Genomic DNA, 20126 nt, shown 5'->3' on the forward strand with positions numbered 1-20126 from the left:
GGAAGGGCTGCCTTGGACGCGTCAGTGAACGACCTCATCCCGCCCGATTAGCATTATCGATCGATTCTCGTGATCCGCCCCATGGGGGAAGGTGCACTGCCCGCGCGACAACTCGCCCGTCTCCAGATGTCGACATCGCTTGCCCGCAGCTACAACCGAGTGATACAAAGTCTCCGCCGCAACCGCCCGGAAACCGGCCTTTTACCTCACTTTTGCCATCGCTGACTGGAGTTCAATCCTCTCCAACAGCACCATCCTACCGGCTTGATCCGGCAGGATAAATTGGCAAAACAAGGTCTTAGGTCGCCCCGGTGCTACAAAGGGGTGATACGATGTGGCCCTTGTCGCGACCCGGCCGACCAGCAACCGAAGACTGGCATCTCCCGAGTCCGTCGCGCGTGTCCGCTGCGTTGCGGGAGACTGCTGGCATTCGCGAGAGTGGCTTATGAGCCTCGATAGGCGTGTAGGAAGTCCGCGCGGGCCCTCGCGCAGATCGAAGCGAAGCATGCTGTCGCCCGGGCCGCCGCCGCCCAACCTCCACGCGCCCTTGCGCTCCGGGAATCATGGAAGTCGTGGGCGAATGGTATTGGGGCTTTGCGATTTGGGAGCGATCCCGCCGGCTGGGAGATGATGGAACTCGTGGCGGATCAGGTTGAGCACGCTGGCGATGAACATGACCTGGAGAGCCGGCTACGGCTTTCACCGCGCGACCTCGAACAGGCCCGGCAGCTCATCCGGGAAGGCGTGATGCTCAAAAGCTTCGCACCTTGCCTCGAGCCGCGACAGGGCGCGTTCACGGCATCCGTGGCGAGGCCCTGAAGGCGCTCGCAATGCGCCTGTCGGGGTGAGGCCGCTGAAGGGGCTTGGCTATCCCGAGACCCCACGGTGCGGTCTGAGGAGGCCCATCAGCGGCTTTTTGACCGTCCCGGCTATGGTAGGGGAGCCCTCCGGAAGCCTCTGGCGGGGCCTGGGTCGAAGCTTAAGGCGCCTTCTGTGAGGCCCGGCGTCACCTGTGCAGGGCGAGCAGCGGCGCAGTGTCCGGCGGCAGCGTGAGACCAACGTCATGGGCCGCCGTCGCGGCTTCATCGATCATGTCATGCCACATCCACAAAACGCCGATCGAGGCGATAATGATGGTCCCAAGATGATGGCTCTTCGCCGCGAAGCTCACCGCCCCGGCAATCGCCAGACCGGCCGTCCAGATCATCGGGTTGGTCTTCATCGTGTGGAATGTTCGATGAAGAATGCCCTCGTCCGACGCAATTCGGCGCCCTTCAACGGAGCTGTTTTTCATTTCATTCATGTCATGATTCCCTCGGCCGGGACAGATTGATGTGTCGGCCTCGAATATTATGGAGATTATATTTATATTTTCAATCAATTATTCATTGAAACGAATATAATTTTCTTTATCTTTTCTGGAAAATTATTGCAAATAATACATTGAAAACGTAGATATATTTTCAAGTTTTGCCATGGATAAAACATCACGATGGGCAGTCTCGGTATCGCTCCCACCTCGCCTGACTCAACCCCCGATGATCGAAAGGGCGGCGATCATCGACACATCGCGGCCCTTGGTGGGCACGACGCGGCGCACATGAGCGCGGACTGTTGGCATCAGGTATGTATGTTGATTTATTTTCTAAATCCTGTCGAAATATACAATGTCTGGCAGTATGGAGAGTTATATTTTGACATATATTTACATTTTCTTGAATAATGAAAAAATATATCTTCTGTTACTCTTATATCATTGAACAAGGAAATTTGGGGATTTTCAGATGCCGTCCTGACAGCACCCCTTGCCGTCCGCTACGCCGGGGAGTAGGCACGGAAAGGCAATCCGGCGGCGGGAGCCCCTTCCTTCTTTCCATAATTGGGTGCGGCCTTCCCTGAAGGCTTTCGACGAAGGGGAGTTAACTTCCCCTTCCGGCGAGCGTGTCGCCCAGACGTGAGCCGCTCCGGATTTGTCGGAGGCTCCAACTCTTGAGAAGATGGAGCGATCACGGCCAGGCGACGAACAAGTTTTCGCCTGAAGTGCGTGTCAACGGAGTGCGCGAGGAGCCCGATGCGCAGGGCATCCATGCCCGGAGCGTTCCGGGACTGCGACATGGAGGTGGCCCAATGCCCGCCCGCTGGGGGGTGGCTGCGCGCCTCGCCGCCGAATTACGGCCCGATGCGCCGGACCTGGATCCTGCGATTCTGCGCGGCATGGGGCGCCAGGCCCGGCATCGGTTCCGCCCCGCCGGCGCCGATGATCGCGATCCGCGTCGCGGCAATCCCTCGCGTCTCGACCAGGTAGCGGCGGGCCGTCTCGGCCCGCCGCATCGAGAGGGCATTGTTCACGCCGGCAGACCCGCTGGCGTCGGTATGGCCGCTGATGAGCACGATGACCTCCGGCGCCAGCCGCAAGGCCTCGGCGTGGTTATCGAGCATCGACGCGGTGCGGGGAGGCAGCGCCGCCGAGCCGGTGGCGAAGACATCGGGCATGGTGATCGCTGCGGGACGTCTGGCCGGCGGCGATTGAGGCGGGCGGGGCGCCGATGCCGCCTGCGGCGGGTTGCCGCCCGACGGCTGCGGCATCACCACCTCGTCCCGGATCACCCGGGGGGTGTTGGCCCGGCGAAGCTGGGCCACCTCCGGCGGCGCATCCCGGCCGGTCAGCAATTCGAAGATCTCGGCCGTGGAGGGCACGGCCAGGAACTCCACGACCTGGGCCTGGGCCCCGCCGATCGCGCAGCCCATCGACAGGGCCAGGATGAAACATGTGACGCGGCGCATCGCGATCCTCCTAGAATTGCGGGTCCAGCTTCATCCACTGCCCGCTTGGCCGGCCACTCGTGGTCTCCGTGATGCCGACCTCCGCGCCGCCGGCTTCGCGCAACACGGCCGAAAGGCCCGGGAAATCCACGCCCCCCAGCCGCGTCAGATCGGCGCCCCAGAAGCGCGAGGGCAGGCTGGTGGCCCAATCCCGCGCCGAGGCCGCGCAGAGGAAGCCGACGTCGGGCGTCATCCGGCTCGGCTGGATCACCGGTCGGTGGCCGGTATTGGCCGGCACGAGGAAAGGCCGGTTCCCCCTCGGCCGGGCCTCCGTGTTGTGGCGGTTCGGATAGACGCGCCACACGCCGCCCGTCTCGTCGCGATAGAAGCAGACCAGATGGGCGCCGCGGTCCAGCTCGATGCGGAGCTGCAGCACCGGCTGCGGCAGCGTGATCTCGTTCACGTCCACCCGGATGGAGGGCGCGCCCGTCGGATCGGCCGAGGGGATCGGGGTCGGACGGCTGGTCGGCACGGTGACGAGCGAGGCCGAGGTGTCCAGCTGCGCGTCCACCACCGAAGGGCGCACGGGCGCTGTGCTCAGCTGCGCATCGGCCAGGGCGGCGAAGGTCTCGAAGCCCGGCTGGCCATTCGCGACGAGGCCCGCCTGGCGCTGGAACTCGCCGATGGGCCCGGCGGCGCTGGCCGGCGGCTCGGGCACGGAATAGCCGAGCGCGCGGAGCCTGCGGCGCACGTGATCGTCCACCTGCGCCGCGCTCATCCCCTGGAACCACGCGATGATCTGGCGCTGCACGGCCGGATTGTTCCGGTTCGTCTGCAGGCAATGCCAGTAGGGTACCTGTGCCGCCTGGCCGATCAGTTCCAGCACGCTGAGCTCGACCAGCGTGCGCACGGCTTGGTGGAGGCCCTCCCTTTCATCGAAGGCGATCTCGAAGTTGATGCCGACGCCGCGGATGCTGAAATCGGCATTCGCTCCGCGCGAGCGGTTGCGCACGGTCATGGCGTTGGACACCGAGAACAGGATCTGCCGCGTGTCGGCCTGGGTCAGGTGCAGGTCCACCGCGACATTGGCGATGTCGGAATTCGCGCTGATGCCGAACTGGTTCTCGCTCGAGCCGATGCCCGCCTGGGCCGTCTGGGCCTGGACCGCGCGGTCGGCCTGGGACAGGGAGCCGTGGACCTGGAGCATGCCTTGTCCGGTCGGCGCGACGCCCTGGGAAATGACGGTGCCCGACGTGGTCGTGGCCGCTCCCGAGGAAGGGATGGGCACCTGGGACAGCGTGAGCGCCTCCACGGGCACGAAGGCGCGGCTCATCCGGTTGGCGCGCACGAAGGCTGACGTGACCATGTCGCGGAGCCCCGGGGAAAGCCGGCCGGTCGCGTCGGGGATGGTGCCCGCCGCGATGAACCGCTGCACGTTCGGCCCGCGCGGCTGCTGCGCCATCATCTGGTCGAGGCAGGTGAGCGCGTCGGTGTAGGGGGTGCTGGCGCGCACCGGCGGGGCCTGCGGCTGCGAGGCGGCAAGCCCCGTCCTGGCATCCACCCGCCCGCAGCCGGCCAGCGCGGCGGCGCAAAGGAGCACCGCCGCCGTTCCGAGGACGCTGCGCGGGGCGCGCGTCACCGGCAGACCTGGATGATCGGCGCGCGGATATCGGCCTGCAGCACGATAGTGCTGGCGTTCGGTCCCCGCCCCTGGGACGAGAGCGAAGCGATGTCGAGCGAGCAGGAATTGCTCACCGTGGGGCCCGATGAGGCCGGGCGCCGGTCCTGCTCCCGGCTGGCCCGGCTGTTGGCCAGCGCGGAGGCGGCGGCGATCGCGGCGCCGATGCTGGCCGTCGGGCGCAGCGCGCTGTCGAAGGCGACGGAATCCCAGGGGCCGGCCGGGCCGAAGGCGAAGGCCGAGGACGGCAGGGCCAGCGGAAGGGCGAGAAGGACGAGCAGGCTCAGGCGAAGCATGGGACCCTCCTTTGGGTGATGGCGAAGAAAGGGTGCCGCCCTCCGGGCGGCACCCCGCGACTGGTCAGCGCCCCGTGGTGATGGAGGCGATGGAGTTCTGCGCCGTCGCCAGCAGGCCCGTCGCCGTCGCGACCTGCCCGCCATAGAGCGTGCCGGTCTGCGAGATCACGTTGTTGTTGCCGATGGTGAACTGGCGGCCGCTGGTGATGGAGGCCACGCTGTTCTGCGCGGTGGCCAGCAGGCCGGTCGCCGTCGCGACCTGCCCGCCATAGACGGTGCCGGTCTGGGTGATGCGGTTGTTGTTGCCGATGCTGCTCTGGGCGGCAGCGGGCGAAGCGGCGCTCATCGCGACGGCGGCGACGATGGCGAAGAGGGAAAACAGGTGGGTCATTTCAGTATCTCCGTCCTGGGTTGTCCGGGCTGCGCACCGGCAACCCCGGTATGCGCCACGCCAGGGGGGAGGGGGTGCCGCATGGTGCGACTTTTTCTGCTTCGGATCACCCATCGCGTGTGAAGAGGCCCGTCAGCCCGACCTGCCAGCCCTCCGGCCCCTGGTCGCGCATCATGGCGTCCACGGCCGCGAGGGGTGAGCGGGTGCCGTCCAGCCGCGCCAGGGCGGCCGCGGCGGCATCGAGGGGCCGCGCCGAGGCCATCGCCACGACGTGATCGGCGCCGAAGGGCGGCTTCACCACGATATCGTCGAACACGATGCGGCCGCCGGGCGGCGAGACCGCACGGTCGGCGCCATCGGGATGCAGGAGCTGCACCGTCGCGTTGCCGGCCAGGTTGAACAGCAGGAAGCCGGGGTATCGCAGGCCTTCCGCCACGATCCGCAATTCCGTTCCGCGGCGGTGCGCGGCATTGTGTGCGCGCGGTGGAACGGAGCGTGTTCCCGCCGCGGCCCGCAGCTCCACGCGCAGCTCCAGCGGGTGGCGCGCCACCCATTCCTGCACGCGCCTCAGGGCGCGCTGCCGTTCCAGGGCGGCGGGCAGGTCGTCGGGGCCGATCTCGGTGGCGATGACATCGCCCAGCGGGTTCAGCAGCTCCTTCGTGGCGGGTCTCCACAGGAGCTCGGCGGTGCTGCCGAGCGGGACGAGCAGGGCACCCGCCGGAGCGGCCGGCGCCACGCCATCCACTGCCAGCCGCACCACCGACTCGTTGCCGGCCACCGCCGGCGCCTCGCTTCGCCGCAACTGGCGGATCAGCGCCGGCGCCGCCGGTCCGATCTCGACCTCGGGCGTCTGCCGCGCCTCGGCCAGGGCGCGCACGGTGCGCAGCACATGAGTGCTCAGCTCCTGGACCGTGATGGCCCCGTCGCCATCCAGATCCGCCGCGCCGTCCAGCCCCGTCGCGATGGCCACGCTCATGGCGCCATGCGGGCGGCCGCGGAACAGGATCTCGGGCACCTCCTCCGTCTCCTGCCCGGCGGCGAAGAGATGCACATGGGTCAGTGCGGAAGGCGGCGGCGACGGTGGCGGGGGCGGCGCGGCGGAAAGCGCGCTGAGCAGCGCCGACACGGGATAGGTGCCGGTCATGGTCCGGGTGTTGCGCAACCGCCGCGCGGCCGGATGGACGCTGCGGGTGAGCGTGCCGGCGTGGCAGCAGTCGGCGGCGAACATGACGGACACGCCCGTGCGGCCGAGCGCGGCGAGGCGCTGCTCCAGCTCGTTGTCCAGCAGCATCTCCTGCGGAGCCTCGCGGTGATGGAACGGCGCGAAGACCAGGAAGTCGTCCATCCCGTCCCGTTCCGAACCGGGCGTGCGCTCCGGCATCCGGCTGCCATGGCCGGAGAAATGGAGCCACAGGAGATCGCCGCGCCGGCAGCGCCCGGTCACCGTGTCCCATGCCGCGTCGAAGCCGGCGCGCGAGGCCTGGGCATCGATCAGCGGCGTGACCGTGGCGGCGAAAGGGCGCAACGCGTCCAGCACCAGCCGCGCATCGTTCACGCAGCCGTTCAGCTGGTCGCTGCGGTAGGCGTTGATCCCCACGACCAGTGCATGGATCGCGCGCCCCTCCTGGGCCAGGGCTGGGGAAGCCGCCCCGGCCGCCATCAGGCCGAGCGCCGCGCGCCGCCCGATCATCGCCGCACCAGCTCGACGCGCCGCAGGATCTGGTGGATCTGCGCCTCGGAATAGCCGTCCCGCTGCTCGATGAGCAGCGGGCTCCGCTCGCCGCGCCCGTCCACCTCGATCATCCTCGCCGGATAGCCCCTCTGGACCAGGAAATTCCGCACCGTCACGGCGCGGCACAGGGACAGGCGCATATTGAACTCGTCGCCGCCCACCGGGTCGGTATGCCCGACGAGCCGGATGGCGGGGCGGCCCTCGCCGTCCAGCAGCGACCACAGGTCGTCCGCGGCGATCTGCCCCCCCGCCGTGAACTCGCAGCGCGCGAACACGAACTGGATGGGCATCGCCACCGCGACCGGGGCGAAGCTGCGCACGCCGCGCAGGCCGAGCCCGCCGGCCTGGCCGCTGCGCGTGGGTGGCGACGGCACGGGACGGCCGGCGAGCATCCGGGTCTGCTCGGCGCGCCGCCAGAGGCTGGCGATCGTGGCCTCGTCGACCGGGTCGCTCCGGGGGTCGCCGGCCTCGATGGCATTGAGCGCGGCCTGATAGTCGAGGCTGGCCCGGGCGAAATCCGGCTCGCCGGAGGGGCCCGGCAGGCGCTGCCGCAGATCGCCGCGCAAGGCGAGGGACTGCCAGAGGACGGCCGTGCCCAGCCCCTGGTCCAGCAGGAGCAGGGCCCCCAGCGCGTCGCCGCTGCGCAGCGCCGCCTCGGCGGCCAGATGGTGATGCAGGGCGACGATGCGGCCCGCCCAGTCGCGCTGGGCCGCGGTGCAGCCGGCCCCGGCCGCCAGCACCTCGGCGAAGGCCGTCCGGACGGTGGGCAGGTCGCGCGCTGCCTGGATGCTACCCAGGGGGCAGGCCGCCGCGGCGGTGGCGGAGAGGGCGAGGGCCAGCAGGGCCGCGGCGAGCCGGGCGATCATGGCGCCACGACCGTGAAGCGGCGGAAGCCCACGGCCATATTCGTCGGCAGCGCCTCCGGCGTCATGCTGCGCGCCGCGGAGATCTGGGCCTCGATCTCCGCGAGGAAGAGCTGGGGGTCCGAAATGGGCCGCAGCCCGGTATGGCGGTTCGCCAGGGCCCGGCTCGCCGCGTTCTGGGGCAGCACCACGGCGATGGCCACGGCATCGCCCAGCGGTGGCTGGACCATGGCGCGGAAGCCGTCCGCGGGTCCGGGCAGCAATATCGTCTGCCCGGCCTCGATGACCGGTCGCGCCTGACCGTCCTGGAAGCCCGCCATCCGGTTGTTGGGGAAGAGTTGCACGACCTCGCCTCGAGGATTGCGCGCGAGCACCATCAGGACGCCCGGCACGCTGCTGCTGATCCGGAAGCTCGCCAGGCTGCCCACCCGCAGCCGCAGCCCCTCCCGGATGTCGATGCTCACCTGGCCGACGACGCCCGGCGGGACCGGCCGCGGCGTGTCCGCCGAGCCGTTGAATTCCTCGACGGGGCGCGGCCCAGGGGTGGGGGCAGGGACAGGGGCGGGCCGTTCCCGTTCCACGTCCGGGCCGCCGCCGCCGGCAGCGCCCTCGTTCGACGTGAACTCCACGTCCTGCACATGCCGGCGGATGAAGCCATTGGCCGCCGCGACCGATGCGTAGCCGCCATAGCCGACCACCGGCACGCGGCAGGGCGGACCCAGGCTGACGATTCCGATCTGCACGACGCGCTGCCCCCGACCCAGCACGAAGATCGGTCCGCCGGAATCGCCCTGGCAGGCGTCGGTGTTGCCGCCGCGGTTGCCGGCGCAGAAATGCGAGGCGACGATCGCGCGCTCCACTTCGGCAGGGAGCGGACGCAGGCGCGCGAAGCAGTTCTCGATCTGGACGATCGGGAAGGATCCGCGCAGCAGGTTTTCCGAACTCGGTCCCTGGTGGATCGTCTGGCCGAAGCCGATCACGGTCGCGCCCCGTCCCGGCATTTCCAGGGCGGCCCGGTCCGGGCCGCCCGCCAGGAGCTGAGGCGGCCTGTTGCTCGGCTCGCGCAGGCGCAGCAGCGCGACATCGTTCGGCAGCCCGACGAGGGCGGTCTGGCCGTTCGGCAGCCGCTTCAGGATCTCCCGATAATCGTCGTGGACGAAGATGGCCTCGACGTCGATGAGCCGCAGCGCGTCCGGGCGCAGCACGCGGTGGTCCTCGCGGCCCTCCGCCACCACCAGCGCGGCCGGCGGCACGCGCAGGCTGCGTCCGCCCTCGGTGAGCACCACGCAATGGGCCGCCGTCAGCACCCAGCTGGCGGCGATGACGGTGCCGCCGCAATGATGGCCTTCGCGCGAGCCCAGCCGCGGGCCGCGGATCTGGATGCTGACCATGCTCGGGAACTCGCCCGGGCGGGCGTCGCTGCCGCCCATGACGCGCATGCGCTGGACCCCGGGATCATCCTCCACGTCGGCGCGCGCGGCGCCGAGCGGCCCCGTCGCCAGGAGCGCCGCGAGCAGCGGGAAGAGGAAGAAGCGCCTAAGCCTGTGCCTGCGCCGCATCGCCAACATATCCCATGAAGAGCGGAAGCCAGCCCGCCATCGCGCCGATGACGAAGACGAAGGGACGGTCGGCGGTGAAGTCCTCGACCTGCCGCATGGCGCGCGAGCCGACGACCGCCGTGGCCGCCGCCGCGACGGTGCCTTCCTCGAAGACGCGGATCCTGACGTGGTGCTGCACCTCCGCCGGCCTGACCGGGCGGTTGAGGACGCCGCGAAGATCGGTGGCGAGGCCACGCCCGATCTCGGTCCGGCGCAGGGTGGGCAGCACGTCCCCTCCGGCCGCGAAGGCGAGGCGGGGAAGCGCGACATTCACCTCCGCCGGGCGCAGGGCCACGCCGCGCAGCCAGCTTCCCGCGCCGGCCTGGGCCAGCCGCGCGACGAAGGCGGCGCTGTCCTCGGGGCGTTGCGCCGTGGCGATCCAGAAGGCCAGGCCTTCGCCGGCATAGGGGAGGCGGACCACATGCGCGCCGTCGGCCTCGCCATAGGCGGCGTTCAGCCGCTGCCGCATCATCGGGACGGTGGAGGTGCCGCCATCCAGGCGCCGGAACGGTGCCGGGGCGGTATTCCCCGCGGGGAAGGGGGTCTGCCATTGGCCGGCGAAGTGCATCGCGCCGGCCAGGACCAGTTCGGCCCCGGCCGGCAGGCGCTCGAGCATGCGCGGGATCTCGCCGCGCGTGGCGCGGGCCCCCCAGGCATTCACGAGGTCGACGGCACCCGGCCGGCCGAAATCGAGCCGCCCCAACCTGGCGCCGCCCGCCCGCCGCACCAGCGCCCGCCATTCCGGATCGAAGCGCGCGCGGAGGTCGCACCAGGCCGAATAGCCGAGGCTGACCGAGGCGTCGGGCCGATTGGCGGCGCGGATCGCGGCGTGCAGCGCGGCCAGCACGTCGGCACGGGCTTCGCGCCGCGCCGCCGGCAGGCCGAGCTCCCGCGCCATGCCGCCCTGCCGCGCGCCAAGGGCCGCCAGGCCCAGCGTGCCGTGGAGGTTGGCGGGCGAGAGGACATGCGCAGCCGCCCCGCGCTGCAGGGCCAGCTCGGTCAGCAGGCGGTCGCCGAGCCCCGTGAGCGCGGTTACGGGCCCGTCGATGCCGGCCGCCGAGGGCTGCTCGGCGGATTGCTGGGCGCGGGCCCCGCCGGCCGCCAACAGGGCCAGCGCGGTCGGCAGGAGGGCGCGGCGCGTCAGCCGCGAGGTGTCGGGATCGGTCATGGTCCCATTCTAGTGAGGGCGAAGGGGAGGGGGATCTCGCCGGCGCTCATCCGGAAGGCGACGCGCTGGTTCACCCCCACGGCCGCGGCCAGCTCCGGCGTGCGCTGCCGGACGTGGAAGCCGAGCGCCAGCTGATCCACGGCGCGCGCCGACCGCGCGGCCGCGGTCTCGCCCCGCAGGGCTTCCAGGAGTGCCACGGCGAAGGGACTGTGGCGCTGGCCTGCCGCGGCATCCGCCGCCGACTGCTGGGCGCTCGCGGCGGCGAGCACGAAGCGTCCGGTCTCGTTCTGCAGGGTGGAAGCGAAATCGAGCGAGAAGGCGCCGGCGTGGCAGGTGTCCAGGATCAGGATGCTGTTGCGCGCCGGAAGGGCGGACCACAGGGCGACCAGCTGGCGGTCGTCGAGTGCTGCGCCGCGCGCGTTGTCGAGCGTCATCTCGGCGGGCATGAAGGGCAGGAAGAGATATCGGTCCGCGTCGTTCATCCCGTGCCCGGCGATGAAGACCACGACCGTGTCCTGTTCCGCGACCTCCCCGCGCAGCCGCTCGAACGCAGCTTCGATTCCCGCCCGTGTCGCCGTCGCGTCCGTCAGCAGGATCGGGTTGACGCGTGCGTAGTCCTCGGCGAAGCGGCCGCGCAGCTGACGGTCGAGCGTGGTGGCGTCGTTCGCCGCATTGGCCAGGCTCAGGATGCCGTCGCGCGCGGTGGCGCTGTAGTCGTCGACGCCGATGGCCAGCAGGTGCAGCACGGGGCGCGGCGGCGCGCGAAGCTCCTGGGTGCGGACCTCCAGCACGGCGCTCTGCCCGAAGGTCGCGTTCGTCGCATCGAAGCCGCGGATGCTGATCGCGTTCGGGCCGGGCTGCAGGCGCACCCGGCGCTCGACCAGGGGTGCCGCGGCTGGGACGCCCCCGGCCGGCCCGCCGGCCGGGGGCCGGCGCCCGAGGCCGCGCGTCTCCTGCCGGCCCATGTTGCGTCCGTTGACGATGACGTCGACCTGCCCGATTCCGCCCCCCCGGTCCTGCACGGAGAAGCGCAGGGTGACCTCCATGAGGCCCGGAGGCAGGTCGAAGCCGGCAATGGAAGGCGGCGGCGGCGGGGCGGCGACGCCGCTCACGGTCAGCGCCTGGGCCGGTCCGGGCGCCGTCGACGCCTCGCGCAGGCGTCCGAGGCCGCGCGTCCGGGCGGACGCGCCGAGCGGCGAGCAGCTCTCCCCCGCATTGGGGGCCGTGAAGCAGACCTCCGCGAGCGTGACGGCCGGCGGCGTCACCTCGTCGAGAAGCCGCCGGACGTCGCCGATCGCCGCCAGCCGCGTGGAGAGCTGGGTCTCATCGCCGAAGGAGAGCCGGGCCCGCACCAGGTCCTGGCTGTAGAAGGTGCGGTGCAGCTGCGCGAAGCCCACCCACTCCGCCGCCTCGCCGGCGGAGCGGTTCAGGTGGAAGCCGGCGAGGTCCTGCCCGCCATCGTCGGCGTGGTCGAAGAAGCCTTCCGGCGTCCAGAGGAGCCATCGGCGCCGGTCGCCATGGACGAAGAGCGCGGCGCGCGGCTGGAGGGGCCTCGCCGGGCTGAGATCGTACCAGCGCAGCGTTCCGTCGCCGAGGGCGGCGACCAGCTGCCGGCCATCCGCCGTGGGCTGGACGCCCCAGACGGTGGAGGAGGTAACAGCCCGGGCGACCTGCCGGCCGTCGGCGCGGAACCAGCGCAGCCCGTGATCCGTCCCCATGACGAAGCCGGCCCCATGGGGCAGGAGCGCCACGCTGCGCGCCCGTTCTTCCGGATCGAGGGGCAGGGCGACGTCGCCCAGACGGGGCGTGGCGCCGTTCAGCCATTCCCGCAGCGGCAGGCTGCCCGTCACCGGGCCGGGCAGGGTGCTGGGCCCGGCCAGCCGCGTCAGGCTCCGGTCAGGCACGGAGAAGCGCAGCACGTCCCGTCCGCCGACGGCCATGCCGAATTCCACCACCTGGCCGTCGGGAGAGACGCGGAAGCTGCCGGGGAGGGCCTGCTGCTGGGTCATGCCGAATTCGGTGCGGTCGTACAGCGTTTGCAGCAGGCCGGCGCCGATGCCGCGGAAATCGGCCCGCGGCGCCGCCACGCGGATGCCGCCGCGCAGATCCGAGCGGACGAGGCCCCAGGCCGGATCGGCCGCGGCGAAGGCCAGCATCGTGCCGTCCGCCGTGCCGGCGAGGTGGTTGATGGTATCGGAGCCGCCGAGCGCGGCGAGCATGGGGGGCTGGTTCAGCGCGCCCCAGCGGAGCAGGACCGACTGGCCCTGCGGATTGAGCACGTATCCCGCCGCGACCAGCGCCTGCTCCCTGCCGCGGCCGACCCAGGCGACGCCGCGCAGATTCTGCCGTTCGCGGCCGAGGGCGTTGCCGAGGGGCGGAATGCCCCGCGGCTGCAGCGTCGCCGCATCCAGGAGGCGCACCAGCGGTCCGTTGGCGATGCCCACGGCGAGCAGTCGCCCGTCGGGCGACAGGGCGATCTGGCCCGGCTCGTCGCCGTCCGCCAGCCGATGCGCGCGGCTGGGCTGCATCTGCGGCGTGAAGAGCCGGACGAAACCGTCGCCGGACGCGACGTGGAACTCCCCGGCGGGGCCGAAGGCCAGGCTCCGCACGCCGCCGCGGATGCCCAGATTGTGCCCGGGCTGGATCCTGCGTCGGTCGAAATCCACCTCGATGATGCCGACGTCTCCCGCAAAGCCGATGACGAGGCGCCGGCCGTCGGGCGAATGGGCCAGCGCCGTGATGCTGGCGGGAACGCCGGTGGGCAGCTGCCGCATGCGGCCCGTCGACAGGTCGAAGGCGTAGACCAGCGCCTCGCGGCCCCAGCCGGCGCCGGTGACGCCGGCGACCCAGGCCGTTGCGCCGTCGGGCGAGAGGCTGGCGGCGGACAGCTTCCCTTCATCCCCTGCACCGATGGGGGGACGGAAATTGCGCAGCAGGCTGCCATCCGCGGCCCAGAGCCGGAGGGTCTTGTCGGCGGAGACGGTGAGCACGCGCTGCCCGTCGGGCAGGGGAAGCGCGGCCGTGACCGGGGCCGTGTGCATCCCGATCTCGATGCGCAACAGGGCGGCCGAGGGCGGACCTGCGGCCGGCTGCGCGAAGGCGCCGGCCGCGAGCGCGAGCCACGCGGCCAGGGCGGCCGCTCCCAGCCGGCGACGCATGCCGGTCAACCTCACAGGTCGAAGCGGATGCTTCGCGCCTCGCCCGCCAGTCCCTCGGCGCCGGCGGAGAAGGCATCGCGGGCGGCGACGGCGGTGGCCGTGGATTGCAGGACCTCGCGGCCGGTGACATCGACCGAGGCCGGCCGCAGCGCAGCGGCGCGGACGAAGCTGCGTCGGCTGGAGCCCTGGTCGACCACGAGCCAGCCCGGGAGGTTGCCGATCACCCGGTAGGGGTTGCCGCTGGCGACGCGCCCGCGCTCCGACGCGTCGTCCAGCGCGGCCTCGCGCAGGCTGGACTCGGTGCTGCCCTGGTATTCGCGCGCCGGCGCCTCGCGGGCCACGGCGCTGGCCTGCACGTAGCCGGTGCGGCCGTTCGGCAGGGCGACCCGGTACCACGCGCCCTCGCGCGCCGTGACGCGGATCGTCTGGCCCGGGCGCATCGCACCGGCATCCGTCGCGCCAGTGGACGCGCTCGTCTTCACCTGGCTTTCGCGGGCCGCGATGCCGGTGAAGCCGCGGAACGCCGCGTCGGTGTTCAGGCCGGCGCTGTTGATGTGCCGGCTGGAATCGGCGAGCTGGCGTGACTCGTTGCCGAGGCGCTGGTCGAAGGCACGGACCAGCGTCACGTCATCCTCGAACCAGCCGCGGATCTTCTGCAGCTCGGCCTGGCCGTCGGCGCGCGGCATGCCGCCGCGGGCGACCTGGCTGCGCACCGTCGCCACCTGCTGGCGCCGGCACGTCGTGAGGCGCTCCAGCGCGAGCTGCGCTCCCGTCACCCGCTCGCCGAAGCGGTCCACGGCGACGGTCTGGTTGAGCAGGGCCTGGCGGCGCTGATCCTCGCGCATCTGCTGGAAGCTCGCATCCACCAGCACCGCCGTGATGCCGATCGCCGCGACGGAGGCACCGACCGCGAAGCCGGCGCTCGCATTTCCCGTGACAAGTCCCGTCACCACGCCGGCCACCGCTCCCGCGCCGACCGCCAGGGCCGCGCGCTGGCCGACGCTGAAGGTGGGCTCGGTCGTGCGGAAGGCAACGCGATGGACAGCGCAGGTGTCCTCCCGCGCATCGCTGACGGCCGGACCCTGCGACGTGGTCTGACAGGCCGCGAGCAGCGGCATGGCGGCCACCAACAAAATTCCTGGATGAAGGGATGTTTGCCGACGGGATTTTGAATGCGAAAGAATGGACATGTCGATTTTCCCGAAATTGCGGAGATCGAGACTTGAACCGTCGCACATGGTAGGCACAGTTTCATCCGGTTGGGCAGGAGCGAAGCATTAATTTCTTTGGATGGGTCGAAGATATGCCCGAAAAAGAAATATCAGCCGCCGCCACCCCCCCCCTCCCATGCACCCCGCTATGACGATGTTGTTCTTCAGCAAAGGATTATCGGGATGAGCAGCACAGTTGGCTTCCGCCTCCTTCGGGGCGGCCTGAACGTGGCGATGCTGGGCGGGATCGGCCTGGGCGCGGCCTATATCGTGGCCCCCGGTCCCACGACCGGCCTGCTGAACGACCTCCGGGGCCGGTTGGCCTGGACGCCGGCGACCTGTCAGATGGCGCCGGTCCACTGCCTCGCGGACCGCATCCCCGCGCTCCAGAACCGCCAGGCGGAGGTGGCCGAATCCCGGGCGCTCGCCGAGCAGGGCCTCCGGGCGATCGAGAACGAGGACCGGCGCCAGCGCAACCTGCTGGACGCCAATCTCGGCCAGCAGGCCCTGCTGCGCAGCCGCACCAACGAGGCGATGGCGCGGGGCCTGGAGCGGGTGAGCTATCTCAGCCGCAGCCTCAGCGTGGCGGATGTGGAACTCCAGGCGAGCTCCCTGTCGGCCGAGCAGGCGCAGTTCGAGCAGAGCCTCAGCGTCCTTCTCCCGCCGCGCCGCGCCGCCCTGGCGCGCGTGCGTCAGGAGGCGGTGCTGATGGAGAACCGCATCGCCACCGCGCTGGCGACGGTCGAGGCCGAGCTCGCCCTGGCCCGCGCCGGCCATGCCCTCCAGTCCGCCGACCGGCTGATCGGCGACATCGCCGGAGTGGAGCGGGCGGCGACGCAGGCGGTGGGCCAGGTGCGCAGCACGCTGGAGCTGGTGCAGGCGCAGCGCAGCGCCGAGCCGGCACGCGGTTCGGCCAGCGCCGAGCCGTTCGACTTCACCGCCTGGCGCAATGGCCGCGCGGCGGGCGGATGACTTCGCGACGGGCCATGGGACAGCCTTCGGGCGGCCTCATGGTCCCGGCGCGTCAGGCGAGACGAGGGAGCACGAGATGCCGGACGGGTACGACGCGCGGACGAGATGGGCTGATCTGCAAACGCTCCTGGAGGCGCTGAAGGACAATCCGCAGGCGGAGATGCTGCTGCAGCGGGTCCGCTCGCGCGTGGCCCAGGCGCTGAATGCCGGCCCCCCTCCGAGCGAGGTGCTGGGGATGCTCTTCATCCTCGGCGGAGGGGAGGGGCTGCTGTTCGCGCCGACCGATGCGGCCCTTCAGGAGGCCTTCGGGGCCGGCTATCGGGCGGTCACGCGGGGGCGGGAGGAAAACGACCTCGGCCGCCTGCTCCGGCTCGAAGGCGCTGCCCTCGAGGGCTTCCTGGGCGAGATGCGGCGCAAGCTCACCTACATCTTCGAGCAGGCGATCATCGGAGCGAAGCGGGCCGGCGCCACGCCGGACCCGGAGCGCGTCGGGATGGCCCATGCCGCGCTGCGGGACGAGCTGAATGCCATGCCGGTGCGCGATGTCACCATCACCGTGCATGTCCGCAGCGATGCCGGGCCCTTCGTCCGGCCGGAAACGCTGAAGGCCATGAGCGAATTGCTTGGGCCGGACTGGCGCAAGGCGCTGGTGGACCGGCTTCTCCTGCGCGCCCTGCTGGCCATGGAGATCGATGTGTTCAGGGCCGAGGCCTCGCGGCTCGCGAAGGCCTGGCTCGAGATGTGGGCCCGCGCCGAGCGCGAGGCCGGAAGCCACCCCTTTGGAGACCAGAATGACCAACACTGAGCCCGACGACGACACGATCCTGGCGCGCCTTCTCGGCCTCCAGGACGAGGATGCGCCTCAGGCCATCCCCATCGACCCGGCGCGCCTGGCGCGTCTAGCGGCCGACCCGGCGCTGATGACGGAGCAGGAGATCATGAGCCTCATGCTCGCCCCCTCGCTCCGGCGGGACTTTGCGCTGGCACGGCGCAGCGCCGTGGCGGCCAACGACAATACGGCCTTCCGGGTGATCGGGCTCGCGGCCAGCGATGGCGCGGCGCGCCCACTGCGCCTCGAGATCGAAGGCCGGGCGGTCCTGGAGGTGCGGCCCGGCCCGGCGCCGGCGCTGCCCTACCTCCTCGCGCTGACATTGGATGCCGCCCTTCCCGGCGGCGTGGCGGGCCGGCGCGTGCTGCTGCGCGAGGAAAGCTCCGGCATGGTCTGGCTCGACGCCACCACCGATGCGGCGGGAAGCATCCACGCGCCCTGGCGTGGCATGCCGGCCACGCCGGCCGACCGGCTCTCCGGCGAGGAGCGGCTCCTGCTCGAATTGCCCGCCGGGCCATGACGTCGCTGCTGCGCATCCGCATCCCCGTCGTGCCGCCCCTGGGCGATGGCCCGGGCAGCCTGCGCGAGTACAGCTTCTGGCTGGAGCAGGGCAGCGGGATCTGCCCCTACTTCCAGGATCCGCAGCAGGAAGCGCCGTTCCTGGACGCGGCGGCCGCCGTGCGCGGTGTCGCGGGGCCGCTCCTGTCGCGTGCCGGCACCGAGCAATGCGTCGGTGTCGCCGTCATCGCGGTGGAGGGCGCGCCGCAGCGCGGCGTCGTCGGTGCCAGCAGCACGCTGTGCGCGATGCTCGGCTTCATTGCCGCGCGCTGCATCCCGCCCGCCCGCTGGGCCGAACTGCCGCCCCTCATCGCCACCGGCGCGGTGCAGGCGACGCCATCCGGCGCGCCGGCCGGGGCCCAGCTCACGGTGCGCGCGGTGGCCGGGATTCCGGCCAAGCTGGAGGCGATCCTCGCCAATGGTCACGAGACGCCGGGCCGCCTGATCCTCCTGCCGGAGGAGGATCACGCGCTGGACGGCGAACGCCTGCACGAGATCCCGGCGCTGATGCGGCGGCTGGAGGCGCTCGGCCACCGGCCGCGGCGGGTTCGCACCCTCCAGCAGGCGCTCCAGGCCTGGGTGCCGGCCGATGCGTGGATCCATCCCGATTTCGCGCGCGCCTTCGCAGGCGTCGGCGGCGAAGCCGGGCCGGAGGTGCGGAAGGACTGGACGCGGAAGGCCCTGCCTGCCCTGGCCGTCGCGGCCCTGGCCATCGGCTTCATCGGGCTGGTCGGCGCCGTGCCGAACGTGGGCAGGCCGGAGAGGGAGCGGGCGATACCCGTTTCCGGGGACCCGCAGGCGCTGTGCCGGGATGCGGAGCTCGCCGTGCCGGCGGGCCGGCCCGCATCCGGCCCTGCCGGCCGGCCGCAGGCCGCCTGCGCCGCGCTGAAGGAATGCGATGCCCTTGCCGGCCACAGGCTGGATCCGGAGCGGCGCGACGCGGGCCAGACCACCGGCATCGGCGAGGCCTTCCTGCGGGATCCGCGGCGTTTCGGCGAAGCCCGGCGCGCATGCGAGCAGGCGGTGGCGCTCGCGCCTTCCGCCGGCAAGGCCCGATGGCACCTGTCGCGCGCCCTGGAGGCGGCCGGCGACGCCGCCGGCGCCAGCCGCGAGCGCGAGGCAGCCGCCGGGCTCGGCGAGCCGATGTCGAGGCTCCGTCTTGCGCAGGACCTGCTCACCGGGAGCTCCCCGGCGGCGGGGCGCGAGCAGCTGGGCATCCTCGCCAGGGCCGCGCTGCCGCCGCCCGATGCGATCTTCTGGTACGCGACGGCCCTCTTCTGCGGGATCGGCGGCGCGCCCGATCCGGCTGCCGCGACGGCCCAGATACCCGGCCTGCGCGATGCCGCGCGCCGCTTCGCCGACGATGCCGAGTTCCCGCATCGCGCCAACGCATTGGCCGCGCTGATCGAGGATTCCGCCCGTGCCCCGGTCATGGGCGACGACCGGTGCCGCACCCCCCAACAAGGCCGCTGAGACAGGATCGTAGAACCATGACGCCGAGAATCTCCCGCCGCACGCTGGCACTTCCCCTTCTGGCGCTGGCCCTGCCCGCGCGGGCGCAGCCGGCCGGCAGTCCGGGCGGATCGCTCGGCGGCGTGGTGGGCGAGCTGGACCGGGGCACCGCGCCGATTTCCCTGCAGCTGACCCGCAGCATGCGGCCGGAGCTGCTGGAGATGGTCCCCGCGCGCGACCCCGGCACGGAGCCCTTTCCCGGACGGCTGGCCGCCTGGCTGGATCGCCCCGATCAGCGCTACGTCGTCGGCGATACGGCGCAGATCGGCGTCGAAAGCAGCGTTGCGGCGCATGTGCAGATCCTGGGGGTGGGCGCGGAGGGCAAGCCCGTATGGCTCTTCCCACCGGACTCGCTGCCTTCGAACGTCCCGGGCGTGCCGCAGGATCCGGCGGCCCTGCCGGCCGACGCGCCGCTGATCTTCCCGCGCCCCGGCATCGACCGCTTCGTGCTGCGGCTTCGCGAGCCGCGGGGAGCGGCGCTCGCCTTCATCATCGCGACAACCGAGCCCTTCACGCGCGCGATGCGGGACAGGCTCCTGGCGCGCATGGAGGCCGCGCCCGATACGGCGACCGCCAACCAGACGCTGACGCGGGAACTCGCCGCCATCGCGCAGGAGAACCCGGCGCTGCGCATGAAGCACCTCGGCCTGCCCTATGTGACCGAGGCCGCTTCGGCGGGAGCGTCCGCGGCGCCGTCGGGTCCGGCGCTCGACTGGGTGCGCCCGGCGGCCCCCGCGGGCGCGGGCCTCGCCGTCATGCTGGACCGCCGGGCCTATCTGGCGGGGGAGCGGATGACGCTGCGGCTGCGCGCCGAACAGGCCTGTCAGATCACGGTGCTGGCGCTCGGCCAGGGTGGAATGATCGACGTGCTGTACCCCAATCTGCGCCAGCGCTCGATCCTTTCGGCCAGCCAGGAGCTGATGCTGCCGCCGGCCGGGATCGACCTGCGGCTGCGGCTGCGCGGCCCGCGCGGTCCCGTCGCGGAGCAGGAGCGGATTCTCGTCATCGCCGGCCCGACCGACGAGGCACCGCTCGTGGCGCTGCCGTCGGGTCACGACATGCCCACCATGACGCTCGCCCCCGGCCATGCCTTCGCGCAGGCGCTGGTCGAGGCGCTGCGCCGGCCGAACGATGCGAGAACCATCGTCGAGGTGACGTATCGGGTGCAGCCATCCGAGCCGCCCTCCGGCGCGAGGCCGCTATAGGCGGATCCCCCGGGGCGCGCAGGCCCTGTCGACCTGCATCGTGAAGCGATGACGGCTGTCCCGGGCGTGTCGATGAATGGCATCCGCCTGTTCGTCGGCGCGGCCCGGAACGACCTCGTCCTGCCCTCTGCGCGACAATCGTAACCCGTAGGCTCCGGCCCGAAGGCCTTCCGTAGCTCATCCGCGCGAGAC

Annotated in this window: 17 protein-coding genes; 6 read left to right on the forward strand and 11 right to left on the reverse strand. The window is 71.5% G+C overall.

What is annotated here, in order from left to right:
* Nucleotides 1–627: 627 nt before the first annotated feature.
* On the forward strand, nt 628–819 hold the full coding sequence (locus AC1ROY_RS12950) for a hypothetical protein (RefSeq protein WP_493149239.1): 192 nt from the start codon (nt 628–630) through the stop codon (nt 817–819).
* A 187-nt stretch (nt 820–1006) separates the two neighbouring features.
* Here AC1ROY_RS12950 and AC1ROY_RS12955 read toward each other — a convergent pair whose 3' ends face one another.
* The 11 genes from AC1ROY_RS12955 to AC1ROY_RS13005 form a co-directional block, all read right to left on the reverse strand.
* A complete protein-coding gene (locus tag AC1ROY_RS12955) occupies nt 1007–1303 on the reverse strand; it encodes a hypothetical protein (RefSeq protein WP_493149240.1) in 297 nt (98 codons plus the stop codon).
* 866 nt (nt 1304–2169) lie between these two features.
* A complete protein-coding gene (locus tag AC1ROY_RS12960; protein ID WP_493149241.1) occupies nt 2170–2784 on the reverse strand; it encodes an OmpA family protein in 615 nt (204 codons plus the stop codon).
* A gap of 10 nt (nt 2785–2794) precedes the next feature.
* The gene (locus tag AC1ROY_RS12965) at nt 2795–4402 is read right to left on the reverse strand and encodes a CsgG/HfaB family protein (RefSeq protein WP_493149242.1); all 1608 of its coding nucleotides are present in this window, start codon (nt 4400–4402) and stop codon (nt 2795–2797) included.
* The gene (locus tag AC1ROY_RS12970) at nt 4399–4737 is read right to left on the reverse strand and encodes a hypothetical protein (protein WP_493149243.1); all 339 of its coding nucleotides are present in this window, start codon (nt 4735–4737) and stop codon (nt 4399–4401) included. The genes AC1ROY_RS12965 and AC1ROY_RS12970 overlap by 4 nt, the downstream gene beginning before the upstream one ends.
* Nucleotides 4738–4801: 64 nt before the next feature.
* Nucleotides 4802–5128: a hypothetical protein gene (locus AC1ROY_RS12975; protein ID WP_493149244.1), complete on the reverse strand. Its 327-nt coding sequence runs from the start codon at nt 5126–5128 to the stop codon at nt 4802–4804.
* Nucleotides 5129–5234: 106 nt separating this feature from the next.
* The gene (locus AC1ROY_RS12980) at nt 5235–6818 is read right to left on the reverse strand and encodes a caspase family protein (RefSeq protein WP_493149245.1); all 1584 of its coding nucleotides are present in this window, start codon (nt 6816–6818) and stop codon (nt 5235–5237) included.
* On the reverse strand, nt 6815–7726 hold the full coding sequence (locus AC1ROY_RS12985) for an OmpA family protein (protein WP_493149246.1): 912 nt from the start codon (nt 7724–7726) through the stop codon (nt 6815–6817). Before AC1ROY_RS12985 ends, AC1ROY_RS12980 begins: the two co-directional genes overlap by 4 nt.
* Nucleotides 7723–9282, reverse strand: a complete 1560-nt coding sequence (locus tag AC1ROY_RS12990; RefSeq protein ID WP_493149247.1) for a trypsin-like serine protease — start codon at nt 9280–9282, stop codon at nt 7723–7725. Before AC1ROY_RS12990 ends, AC1ROY_RS12985 begins: the two co-directional genes overlap by 4 nt.
* Entirely contained in the window at nt 9260–10489 is a 1230-nt protein-coding gene (locus AC1ROY_RS12995) for a serpin family protein (protein WP_493149248.1), read from the reverse strand. The genes AC1ROY_RS12990 and AC1ROY_RS12995 overlap by 23 nt, the downstream gene beginning before the upstream one ends.
* On the reverse strand, nt 10486–13647 hold the full coding sequence (locus tag AC1ROY_RS13000) for a hypothetical protein (protein WP_493149249.1): 3162 nt from the start codon (nt 13645–13647) through the stop codon (nt 10486–10488). The genes AC1ROY_RS12995 and AC1ROY_RS13000 overlap by 4 nt, the downstream gene beginning before the upstream one ends.
* A gap of 11 nt (nt 13648–13658) precedes the next feature.
* The gene (locus tag AC1ROY_RS13005; protein ID WP_493149464.1) at nt 13659–14765 is read right to left on the reverse strand and encodes an SH3 domain-containing protein; all 1107 of its coding nucleotides are present in this window, start codon (nt 14763–14765) and stop codon (nt 13659–13661) included.
* A 276-nt stretch (nt 14766–15041) separates the two neighbouring features.
* Between AC1ROY_RS13005 and AC1ROY_RS13010 the strand changes: the two genes are divergently transcribed.
* The 5 genes from AC1ROY_RS13010 to AC1ROY_RS13030 all read left to right on the forward strand — a co-directional run bounded on the left by AC1ROY_RS13010 (nt 15042) and on the right by AC1ROY_RS13030 (nt 19934).
* Entirely contained in the window at nt 15042–15830 is a 789-nt protein-coding gene (locus AC1ROY_RS13010) for a hypothetical protein (protein ID WP_493149250.1), read from the forward strand.
* A gap of 76 nt (nt 15831–15906) precedes the next feature.
* Nucleotides 15907–16635: a hypothetical protein gene (locus AC1ROY_RS13015; protein ID WP_493149251.1), complete on the forward strand. Its 729-nt coding sequence runs from the start codon at nt 15907–15909 to the stop codon at nt 16633–16635.
* Nucleotides 16622–17179 (forward strand): hypothetical protein, encoded by a 558-nt coding sequence (locus AC1ROY_RS13020; RefSeq protein ID WP_493149252.1) that lies wholly within the window; start codon nt 16622–16624, stop codon nt 17177–17179. The genes AC1ROY_RS13015 and AC1ROY_RS13020 overlap by 14 nt, the downstream gene beginning before the upstream one ends.
* Entirely contained in the window at nt 17176–18690 is a 1515-nt protein-coding gene (locus tag AC1ROY_RS13025; RefSeq protein WP_493149253.1) for a tetratricopeptide repeat protein, read from the forward strand. Before AC1ROY_RS13020 ends, AC1ROY_RS13025 begins: the two co-directional genes overlap by 4 nt.
* Nucleotides 18691–18707: 17 nt before the next feature.
* Nucleotides 18708–19934, forward strand: a complete 1227-nt coding sequence (locus AC1ROY_RS13030) for a DUF4384 domain-containing protein (protein ID WP_493149254.1) — start codon at nt 18708–18710, stop codon at nt 19932–19934.
* Nucleotides 19935–20126 lie beyond the last annotated feature (192 nt).

The sequence above is a fragment of the Roseococcus sp. GW821-FHT12F05 genome (genome assembly GCF_058806835.1).